We start from the raw sequence: 9,304 nt of genomic DNA, 5'->3' as shown, positions 1-9,304 counted from the left end.
CAGTACCCGCCACTAAAGCGCAAAGGAGGCTTGGAGAGCTCTAAGCCTCCCTTGCGTTTTGGCGTTTATTGCTACCGGAGGTGACGGTTGTTCGGGGTATTTCTATGCAAGATGCCCTGGCTAGACAGCGGCAATGGAAAAGCTGGCAGTTAGAATGGACAGGATTAGCCTAACCCTGTTGGTGGAGGTTGGATGGCAGTTCTGTAGAGCATCAGTGCCCTGTAGAGGCCCGGTCGGTGGCGCAGCGGGTCGCACGGCTTTCACCATTGTTAATGAGGCGAACGCAAGTTCGCCTTTATTTTTGCTGCCGCAGAAAGATTGACCATGTTCGAATCCATCCGCAAGCATTCCAAGTTCGTGATGATCTTGTTGTTCTTGCTGATCATTCCCTCTTTCATTTTTGTCGGAGTCAACCAGAACTACTTCACCGAGTCCAGCCAGACTGTGGCCCGCGTGGATGGGCATGACATCACCCAGCAGGACTGGGACAACGCTCACAGGGCTGAAAGCGACCGCCTGCGTGCGCAGAATCCGACCATGGATGCCAAGCTGCTCGACTCGCCAGAGGCGCGCTATGCCACGCTGGAGAAGCTGGTGCGTGATCGCGTGCTGGCAGCAGCTGCTGCCAAGATGCACCTAGCAACGCCCGATGCACAGTTGGTGCGTACCTTGCGTGAAATCCCCGCGATTGCGTCCTTGCAAAAGCCCGATGGCTCGCTGGATGCGGAAGCCTACAAGGCTTTGGTAGGTTCGCAGGGCATGACTCCCGAAGGGTTTGAAGCCAATCTGCGTCGTGAACTGGCACTCAATCAGGTACTGGGTTCCGTCTCTTCGACCAGCTTCACGACTGCCGCGCAGTTGCAGCAGGCCATGGACGCCCTGTATCAGCGCCGAGAAATTCAAGTTGCCCGGTTTGATGCCAGTGCCTTTGCAGGCAAGGTCCAGCCCACGGAGGCCGAGCTCAAGGCTTTCTATGAAGCACACACCAACCAGTTCAAACAGCCAGAGGCAGCAACGGTGGAGTATGTCCAATTGGACCTGGCCGCTGTACAGCAAGGCATTGTTCTGAGCGAAGACGACCTGCGCACCTATTACAAGGAAAATGCTGCCCGTCTTGCTGGTCCCGAAGAGCGTCGTGCCAGCCATATCCTGATCAATGCGGCCAAGGATCTTCCGGCTGCAGAGCGTGAAAAAGCCAAGGCCAAGGCTGAGCAATTGCTAGCCCAGGTACGCAAAGATCCCAAGAGCTTTGCCCAGGTAGCCAAGGCCAACTCGCAGGATCCCGGCTCTGCTGCCAATGGTGGTGATCTGGGTTACTTTGGCCGCGAGGCCATGGTCAAGCCATTTGAAGAAGCCGTTTTCAAGATGAAGCAGGGCGACATCAGCGATGTGGTCGAGTCTGACTTTGGCTTTCACATCATCGAGCTGACCGGCATCAAGCAGCCCAAGGTGCCCTCGTTCGAGGAAATGCGCCCCAAGCTGGAAGCAGATCTCAAGCAACAACAGGCTCAGCGCAAGTTTGCAGAGGCGGCCGAAGCCTTCTCCAACGCCGTTTACGAGCAGTCCGAAAGCCTCAAGCCTGTGGCCGAGAAGTTCAAGCTGAGCATTCACAAGGTCGAGAACGTGACGCGTGAGCCAGCCCCTGATGCGCAAGGTCCTCTGGCCAACAAGCGCTTCCTTGAGGCACTGTTCTCCGCAGACTCTCTGGAGAACAAGCGCAATACCGACGCAGTGGAGCTGGCCCCCAGCAACCTGGTGGCTGGTCGTGTGCTGAGCTATGCTCCTGCGCACACCCAGTCCATGGATGAAGTGGGGGAGAAGCTCAAGCAGCTGTATGTGGCGCACCAGTCCGCAGAGCTGGCCAAGCAGGAAGGCAAGGCCAAGATGGCCGAATGGAAGGCCAAGCCTGAAGCAGCTCAACTGCCCGCGGCTGTCGAGGTGGGTCGCGATCAAGCCAGGGATCTGCCGCGTGAAGTGCTGGATGCGGCATTGCGAGCGCCCACGAATGACCTGCCCGCGTGGGAGGGTGTCGATCTTGGCAATGCAGGTTATGCCGTGATCAAGGTCAATCGCATTGCCCAGCGTCCTGCGCAAGATGCTCAGGTGCTGGAGCAGCAAAAGGCGCAGTTCACGCAGTGGTCTTCCATGGCTGAAGTCATGGCCTACTATGAACAGTTGAAGAAGACCTTCAAGGTCCAGATCAAGGTGCCGCGTCCACAGTAAGGCATTTAAATCAGGTGTGAGTTTATTTTCGGCCTGATTTATGCATTACAATAGATGCTTCTACGGTGGCTGTAGCTCAGTTGGTAGAGTCCAGGATTGTGATTCCTGTTGTCGTGGGTTCGAGTCCCATCAGCCACCCCAGAATTTCAAAAACGCTCTGCAGCGCAGAGCGTTTTTATTTGATGAGAGGTGTTTTGCCTTGAATCGTTGCTAGTTCAGTGTTTATTGCTCTCAATTTTGATTTGATGGCTCAAATTCTGAAGTAGAATAGAGACTTCTACGGTGGCTGTAGCTCAGTTGGTAGAGTCCAGGATTGTGATTCCTGTTGTCGTGGGTTCGAGTCCCATCAGCCACCCCAGTTTATAAAATGCCCCACAGGTTTGCTTGTGGGGCATTTTTGTTTTTGCAGCTCACTGCTATGCAGTGAGCACAGACGGTTTTGAGGCTCTACTTTCTCGCGAAACAGGCTGGCCGGTATTTGAAAGCCGACAGTGGTCGGGCTTTTGCATTGCGCTACCTGCGTGCCGTTAGCGGCGCGCACCCTCAAGTGCTGCCAGGGCAGAGCCGCGGCTGCCCCGCCAGCAGACGGTGTGCGGCATCACTACGGCAAGCGCAGCGCCGTGCCAGCCATCCTTTCCCGTGGTCCAGATGGTCGCTCGCTCGTCATCCGTTGTGGATTTGTAAATGTGTGGCAGTACCTCGGCGAATGCAATCGGTGGACATGGGGGGCTTGATTGCAAAGGCGTTTGGCTCATCTGCTTCAACGACTGCAACTGGTGGTACAAAGTGCTCTGCCAGTGCCTTGCTGATCTGTCCGAAGGGTTCGGCGGAGTAAGGCTTGGCGTTGCGCAGGCGGCACAACTATTCAGGAGGCAAGGCCTCATAGATTGATTGCCTCTCCAGAAAAGAAAGACCGGCTGCGGCGGAGGGGGCTGGAGCCAGAACTGCCAAGGACTTGCCTTCAGTCCGCTGTGTAGTCGATAGGGTCATAGGCATGTTGCCGGCCCAATGCTCCAGCCATGGATAGCAGGAACGCCAACCCACGGCGCACATCTGGCTCACCTGCCATGCGAAGAAGGCCAATTAAAGTAGGTGTTGTCTCGAGTCGCTCCATCCGGGCTGCGGCCATACGGGCCGCGTTGCCGGCTGACCATGCTGCAGATACGCTTTCTTCGAAAGCTCTGGCCAGCTTTTCGACCATGTACGTATCGCTCATATCGACCGCATCGGCAGCCACGGAAAGCATGTCTACGACACGGTTCAGGCGGCGCCCTGCCAATAGAGGCTCGAGTTTGGCCATGAGTTCGGCCAAACCCTGAAGAGCGGCATCGTCGTTCAGCAGACCTGCACTGAGTTTCATGGCAGATTCGTGCTCGGCCATCGGAATATCGGTAGTGCTATTCATCTCGAATCTCCTTGTGTACATCCATGAAGCTGGCTTAGACCAGAGCTCGTGCTGCCGCCCAGTACAGGCCTCGATTGAAGCCCTTGCGCATCATTCCGCCGATCTTGGTGGGAGGCGTTGGCTTGACATCTGCTTTGTAGTCATACCAAAGAGGCATTCCGTCATCGAGTCCCATCTGAGCGATGGCCACAACTCGGCCGTCGTATGCGTCGCAAGTACGGTCGAAGCGGATTTGCGATGCGATGTTGTTGACGACAACAGGTGACTGGCTGTGGCAGGAGCCACCGGCCTTGCTGACAGGGAGATCCACGGTGTCTCCGAGCACGTAGACATTCGAGGTGCCTAGCATTTGCATCGTCTCGTGGTCAGTGGGGAGCCAACCTTCGCCATCCTGTGCCTGGGACATACCGCTATCGCGTACGGCCTGTACTGCGCGAATGGGGGGAGTGGCCATGAGAATGTCGAAGTCTTCTGACTCACCCTCTTCCGAATAGGCGATTTTTGCATCGGGGTCCACGTGCGACAACGTGAACCCGCGCTGATAACGTATACCGCGCTGCTCGAACACCGTGGGGAGGATCTCGCAGGTATCCCTCTGAAGGAACAGGCAGTTACGCAGCAATTGTGATACCGTGGGGTAGGTATAGATGATCTCCACCTTGTCTCTCACTCCGCGGCGGCGCAACAGATCGTCGAGCATCAGAGTCGTCTCGATCGGTGCGATGCCGCACTGGTGGGGGACGTTCGGGGTCTTGGGGAAGGTCACGGTGATGAATATTCGACCCTTCTCGATACGAGTCAGCTTGTCGGCCAATTTGCGGGCAGGCCCATGCTGGTAGAAATGGTCGCCGCCATCGGCCAAGCCGGCAATGCGCTCTGGAGAAGGAACGCAACCCGTGGATATCACAAGATGGTCGTAGTGAAAGCGTTTTCCGCTTTTGCATTGGACTGATTGAGCCGGAAAATCAAAGCTCTCCACTTCCTCGACTTGAAAGTCGATTTCAGGTCTCAGCAGTCCACGTTGTTTGCGTCTCAGTTCGTCCCGGAAGAATGCATTGAAAGCCACATACATAAAGGCTGGCTTGTAATAGTGCCAAGGAGAATTGGAGAGCATGGTGATGCGCACCTTGCCGCTTAGCAGTTCCGGATATAACTTGACGACCAGATGATTGGCCGTCATGGTTCCGCCAATGCCACCGCCGATGATCAATATGTGATGCGCCATCCTGCTACTCCTTTTAACATTCAGTCGGAAAATGGCCGGCACCTGATAGGTGTCGGTTCGTGAAACCAAACTCAATCGGGCCGAAGCGAGCGCCATACTCCTTCCCACAAGGAGTCAAAGAGTTGTTCGAGTGGTGTGTCCACCAATCCGTCAAGGCGCAGGCAGATAATGCGGATTGCACTGCCATACATCAAACTGGCGGCAACCATGGGTTCCATTGAGCGAATCTCGCCGTCTTTCATGCCTGAGAACACAAAGCCGCGCATGCGGACAAATGCGGAAGCGGAACAGATCGCTTGCTCCTCTGGCAGGAACTCGCGGTGGCGTGCGTTGACCACAAAACCCATTGCATCAGGCTCGGCTTCAGCCAAGGCGAACAGCATGCGCAGTACGGTTTCACAGCGTTCGCGGCTGCTTGCGTGCTGCACTTCAATTACATCCAACAGCACATTCATGCGGGAGAGCAGGTGTCGATAAAGCTCCCTAGCAATGCCTTCTTTATCAGTGAAATGGTTGTAGAAATAGCCGATAGAAACTCCGGCCTCGGTGCATAACTCTTGGATTGAAGTGTTAAAGAAGCCATTCCTTACAAAAAGCCTCAGAGCCACACTAAGAGTTTGAATATGGCGGGAGCCGGAATTTGGAAAGAATGTCCAAGGTTCTTTTTGCATTGTAAAAATAGAATGAATCTTCGTTCTATTTTTCACGTAATGATGATATGGAAAACAGGGGTAAACCCTGTTTGCAGAAAATCGAAATTTCCAAATCTTTGGAGATTCCAATTTGGCTGGGCAGGTCTCTCGCCTTTTGCTTTTGCTTTTTGTGTATGGAGAGGTCGAAACTCTATGGGGCTCTCATATCTGATGAGTTAACTTTCTTGCGTCTGGCCACCCGGCGGGTGAATGCGTTGGCCATATCAGTTGGCTCGAGTCTTTTGAACTATCTGGCAACGCCGCTCTTGGGCATGCTTTGTGTCCTCCTGCTTCCAGGGCTTGATACTCGAGACGCGCAAGCGGCGCGGTATCGGCCCTGGTGACAAGGCACTTCTGACGCTTGAGCCTCATCCCAGGGCTCGTATCGCAGCCATCCTGGTTCTGGAAAGAGGGGCTGTTGTGGTTCACTAAATTCGGGGTCACATGAGGCTACAGAAACAACAACCAGTTCAAGGCTGGCTAGGCATGGCAGGGGCTTCACTTGCTTACACATCGAATACCCGTAAGCGATTGAATAACCTAGACTTATTGCTATGAAAAAGTTACTTGGAGTCTCGGCCTTTGCGCTGTTCTTGTCTGGCTGCTATGCACATCACGGGCATGGTTATGGGCACCGTCACCATGATGGGTACTATGGGCATCCGCACGGCCACAAGCATCATGGCCATCGGTCAGGTGGTCATGGAGGTGGTCATGGAGGTGGGCATAAGCATCACGGCGGGCGCGGGAGCGGCCGGCGCTAGACCTGAAACGCAAACAAAAAAGCCACCTTCGGGTGACTTGGTTTATCTGGAGACCGTTTAGAAAGCGTCGGCGCTGTACTCGCCTTCGGGTGGGGTCTGGGACAGTATCCGCAGAACCTCTTCGGGAGAGTGCGGGTCAGGCATTGGCGTCATGATCTCTTGATTCGTCGCTTTGAGTTCGAGATAGGCGGCGTACAGGTAGGTCATGGCTACTCCTTGAAGGGTGGATGGAAGCTGATGAGTCCCTTTTTAATGCTTGACTGTGGCAGTTCGTTGACAGGAATGTAAGTTGTGAGGTGTGCTCGCGAATTCTCAAACAGGCATTGCACGGTCTTGTTGTCCATTCTCTAGGCTGTTTGCACGGGCAGGAAAAGGCAGTGCGTGCAGCGATTCGGATCGCACTGCCAGAGAGGAATGAAGTTGCGGAAGGGGGGGCATCCGCCCAAGCCGGGCCAGTGGCTCAGGGTATTGCGGCAGCGGAGGGGCGGGCAGCAAGCGCGATGGTGCCAAGTGGTTTGGCCATGGTTTTTCATCCTCTTCGGGCTCGTTGCCGCAACGCAGGGCGGCGGGTCAGTAGCGGCGATGGCCGGGTTTTGCTGGATGCTTGCCGTCAATCTGGTGCAGGACTCTGCCAGCCATATGCGGTGCGTGATGACGTAGTTGAAAAGCTCTGGCCGGTGCTCCAGACGGGAGACAGGCTTGTGATTGCGCAACGGTATTTGGCCGTGCTGCTGTGGCTGACGACTTGATTGGCTCGATCGTGGAAAAAAGGCTTGGCTAATAGGAGAGGGCCGCTGGCTAGCTAAAACGCTGCAAGCCCCTGCTTGTCAGCGCCCCACGATGAAGAGGTGGTACAGCGACTCGCTGCACCATGGGATGAATCATAAACGCAATTGAGAATCGTTTGCAAATAACCGTTTGATTCCCAGGACTATAGAAAGACAGGATCGATGCCTAGAGGCATGAAACTGAATGGTGCCAAGAGTTGCCGGATAGATGCGGGCGCTGGGTTCAGGGCCGTTGGAAGAGACTGCGATGTGTCAGTGCCGAGGAACGGTACCAGCCTCTGCGGCAGGAAGATGAGCATTGCCTTCTATTCCGGACTGGGTGCTGGACAGGCTCAGTTTGTACTGCAAGCCGCGTCCATGAAGCTCCATCGCGTGTTGTTTGCAGCCTATGTCCTGCAGAAGGAGCACTTGAATTCTGTGCGCTGGCGTCTGGTCAGGGCCGCCATGATGTCGAATCCACGGTCGGCATTCCCTCTGATCGATATTTCGGATGCTGCTGACGTATCTTGATAAGAAATGCTCCAATAGCGGCCATTCATCGCAACACTGAGGCATATGCCCTGGTTGCCTGGCGGTAGCCAGCGGCGTGACCATAGTTCCAAGCATGATCCGCTGGCGCCTTTGTTTTGCGTTTGTCGTTGTGAGCAATTGATGGCGCGCAAGGGTTTGCATCACATGGATGCCCTGGCAGATCCCACGGCCGTAGGCCTCACTAGCGCTTAACTTTGACCCAAGCCGCATTTCGCGGCTTTGTTCATAAGGAGGACATCATGAATACTGATCAAGCCAAGGGCACGTTGAAGGATGTGGAAGGCAGGATTCAGGAGAGGCTTGGTGAATACATAGACAGTCCTGAGCAAGAAGCCAGGGGGATCGCAAAGCAGGTTGAAGGCATCGCTCAGAAGAAGATAGGTGATCTGAAAGAAGCGATTCAAGAGGCGGCCAAAAAGTAAGCTGCACGAGCTCTAACGAGCAAAGTCCGCTAGGTTGGCCAGTTGACTTTTGTGTTGCTTCCTGAGGGGATTCATTACTGAATATCTATTCATGCTGTAAATTTATACATATGTGCTACAATGCAAGCGTCGGGGAAATCATGCAGGCGCCTAGGAATGGTGGTCGGCCCCCGACGCGGAATATCGCGAGGTGGAGCAGTCTGGTAGCTCGTCGGGCTCATAACCCGAAGGTCGTTGGTTCAAATCCGGCCCTCGCAACCAATAAAGCCCTGGCCGGAAACGGTCAGGGCTTTTTGCCATCTGTCTGTCATATTTCGAGAGCAAGATACGCATCGCTAGGTTCAGGTTGTAGCACTGAAAGATGGCTTAACCCCTGGCGCCAATTCCAAAGCCCTGGCCGTAGCAGCCGGGGCTTTTTCTTTTGCCTTCTGCCCGCCGAAAGTTGGTTGCTGCGGCCCTGGTTCTGTCTTATTCCCTTGAGCCAGCCAAGGCCGCGCCCGGGTGGCATGTCGCGCGGATGATGCGGGCTGCTTCATCGCTCACGGAGAGCTCTTGCATGTGTCACTTTGGGCTGAAGGTGTGCAAGCTCGAATTAGGGGAGGGGCTGCCAGCCTTCTTGCCATGAGGGCGCAAAGCATCGATGCTTCGTGCCGGCCTCACAGGGGGTTAAGGCGGTTCTTAGTCTGCCAAGCCGCAAATAAATATGATGGCGCGTATAAGCCGGCAAGGTCGCGAAGCGTAGACAGACAAAAGGTGTTAGATCTTTCGATCTAACACCTTGTCATTTGGTCGGAGCGGCGGGATTCGAACTCGCGACCCTCTGCTCCCAAAGCAGATGCGCTACCAGGCTGCGCTACGCTCCGAAGCCTCTATTCTAACTACAAAAAATTGCGCATCTTTTAAAAGTGGCGAATTTTTGATGATGAGGCGCTATTTATTTTGAACGAGGTGTCGTGGGGGCCGGGCCACGGTTGGCCAGGTGGCGGAAGGTAATACGGCCCTTGGTCAGATCGTAGGGCGACATTTCCAGCGACACCTTGTCGCCAGCCAGAATACGGATGTGGTGCTTGCGCATCTTGCCGCCGGTGTAGGCAATCAGTTGGTGACCGTTGTCCAGCGTGACGCGAAAACGCGAGTCAGGCAGGACTTCCGTCACGGAACCTTGCATTTCAATCAGTTCTTCCTTGGCCATTTGTTCAATCTCTCAGAAAAGGTCAGTTGCGGCGCTTGCTCGTCATCACCACGGAAAAGGCC

At 54.8% G+C, this 9,304-nt stretch carries 9 protein-coding genes and 4 tRNA genes; 7 read left to right on the top strand and 6 right to left on the bottom strand.

Translation table 11 applies throughout. The features are described 5' to 3' along the window. The first annotated feature begins 324 nt into the window (after positions 1–324). The 3 genes from Cth01_RS10495 to Cth01_RS10485 all read left to right on the top strand — a co-directional run bounded on the left by Cth01_RS10495 (position 325) and on the right by Cth01_RS10485 (position 2,581). On the top strand, positions 325–2,223 hold the full coding sequence (locus tag Cth01_RS10495) for a SurA N-terminal domain-containing protein (RefSeq protein WP_045839121.1): 1,899 nt from the start codon (positions 325–327) through the stop codon (positions 2,221–2,223). 65 nt (positions 2,224–2,288) lie between these two features. Next, a tRNA-His gene (locus Cth01_RS10490) sits at positions 2,289–2,364 on the top strand. A gap of 141 nt (positions 2,365–2,505) precedes the next feature. After that, positions 2,506–2,581 (top strand) — tRNA-His (locus tag Cth01_RS10485). A gap of 603 nt (positions 2,582–3,184) precedes the next feature. On the opposite strand, the gene Cth01_RS10480 is transcribed toward Cth01_RS10485, so the two are convergent. From Cth01_RS10480 to Cth01_RS10470, 3 genes are all read right to left on the bottom strand, one after another. Then, positions 3,185–3,628: a helical membrane plugin domain-containing protein gene (locus tag Cth01_RS10480; RefSeq protein WP_045839165.1), complete on the bottom strand. Its 444-nt coding sequence runs from the start codon at positions 3,626–3,628 to the stop codon at positions 3,185–3,187. Positions 3,629–3,662: 34 nt separating this feature from the next. Then, positions 3,663–4,853, bottom strand: a complete 1,191-nt coding sequence (locus Cth01_RS10475) for an NAD(P)/FAD-dependent oxidoreductase (RefSeq protein ID WP_045839164.1) — start codon at positions 4,851–4,853, stop codon at positions 3,663–3,665. Positions 4,854–4,924: 71 nt separating this feature from the next. Further along, positions 4,925–5,560 carry a TetR/AcrR family transcriptional regulator gene (locus tag Cth01_RS10470; RefSeq protein ID WP_224650479.1) on the bottom strand — a complete coding sequence of 212 codons (636 nt, stop codon included), beginning with the start codon at positions 5,558–5,560 and terminating at the stop codon, positions 4,925–4,927. A 606-nt stretch (positions 5,561–6,166) separates the two neighbouring features. Here Cth01_RS10470 and Cth01_RS10465 point away from each other — a divergent pair. Beyond that, positions 6,167–6,370, top strand: coding sequence for a hypothetical protein (locus Cth01_RS10465; protein ID WP_139032108.1), 204 nt, complete (start codon positions 6,167–6,169; stop codon positions 6,368–6,370). On the opposite strand, the gene Cth01_RS23980 is transcribed toward Cth01_RS10465, so the two are convergent. Continuing rightward, a complete protein-coding gene (locus tag Cth01_RS23980) occupies positions 6,367–6,516 on the bottom strand; it encodes a hypothetical protein (RefSeq protein ID WP_165572408.1) in 150 nt (49 codons plus the stop codon). The genes Cth01_RS10465 and Cth01_RS23980 overlap by 4 nt on opposite strands. Before the next feature lie 872 nt (positions 6,517–7,388). On the opposite strand from Cth01_RS23980, the gene Cth01_RS10460 reads away from it, so the two are divergent. The 3 genes from Cth01_RS10460 to Cth01_RS10450 all read left to right on the top strand — a co-directional run bounded on the left by Cth01_RS10460 (position 7,389) and on the right by Cth01_RS10450 (position 8,311). After that, positions 7,389–7,607: a hypothetical protein gene (locus tag Cth01_RS10460; protein WP_034383675.1), complete on the top strand. Its 219-nt coding sequence runs from the start codon at positions 7,389–7,391 to the stop codon at positions 7,605–7,607. Positions 7,608–7,867: 260 nt separating this feature from the next. Beyond that, a complete protein-coding gene (locus Cth01_RS10455; protein WP_045839117.1) occupies positions 7,868–8,050 on the top strand; it encodes a CsbD family protein in 183 nt (60 codons plus the stop codon). A 184-nt stretch (positions 8,051–8,234) separates the two neighbouring features. Then, a tRNA-Met gene (locus tag Cth01_RS10450) sits at positions 8,235–8,311 on the top strand. Between the two features lie 525 nt (positions 8,312–8,836). On the opposite strand, the gene Cth01_RS10445 is transcribed toward Cth01_RS10450, so the two are convergent. Beyond that, a tRNA-Pro gene (locus tag Cth01_RS10445) sits at positions 8,837–8,913 on the bottom strand. Positions 8,914–8,984: 71 nt separating this feature from the next. Then, positions 8,985–9,242, bottom strand: coding sequence for a translation initiation factor IF-1 (gene infA / locus Cth01_RS10440; protein WP_003056533.1), 258 nt, complete (start codon positions 9,240–9,242; stop codon positions 8,985–8,987). Positions 9,243–9,304 lie beyond the last annotated feature (62 nt).

It is taken from the genome of Comamonas thiooxydans, assembly GCF_000964545.1.
Lineage (GTDB): Bacteria > Pseudomonadota > Gammaproteobacteria > Burkholderiales > Burkholderiaceae_C > Comamonas > Comamonas thiooxydans.
This window is presented reverse-complemented; position numbering and strand designations above follow the sequence as displayed.

Excerpts from the sequence above, each read along its gene's own strand:
- Cth01_RS10475 (WP_045839164.1), bottom strand. The coding sequence starts at position 4,853 with ATGGCGCATCACATATTGATCATCGGCGGTGGCATTGGCGGAACCATG.
- Cth01_RS23980 (WP_165572408.1), bottom strand. The coding sequence starts at position 6,516 with ATGACCTACCTGTACGCCGCCTATCTCGAACTCAAAGCGACGAATCAA.
- Cth01_RS10455 (WP_045839117.1), top strand. The coding sequence starts at position 7,868 with ATGAATACTGATCAAGCCAAGGGCACGTTGAAGGATGTGGAAGGCAGG.
- Cth01_RS10495 (WP_045839121.1), top strand. The coding sequence starts at position 325 with ATGTTCGAATCCATCCGCAAGCATTCCAAGTTCGTGATGATCTTGTTG.
- infA (WP_003056533.1), bottom strand. The coding sequence starts at position 9,242 with ATGGCCAAGGAAGAACTGATTGAAATGCAAGGTTCCGTGACGGAAGTC.
- Cth01_RS10465 (WP_139032108.1), top strand. The coding sequence starts at position 6,167 with ATGGTTATGGGCACCGTCACCATGATGGGTACTATGGGCATCCGCACG.
- Cth01_RS10460 (WP_034383675.1), top strand. The coding sequence starts at position 7,389 with ATGAGCATTGCCTTCTATTCCGGACTGGGTGCTGGACAGGCTCAGTTT.
- Cth01_RS10480 (WP_045839165.1), bottom strand. The coding sequence starts at position 3,628 with ATGAATAGCACTACCGATATTCCGATGGCCGAGCACGAATCTGCCATG.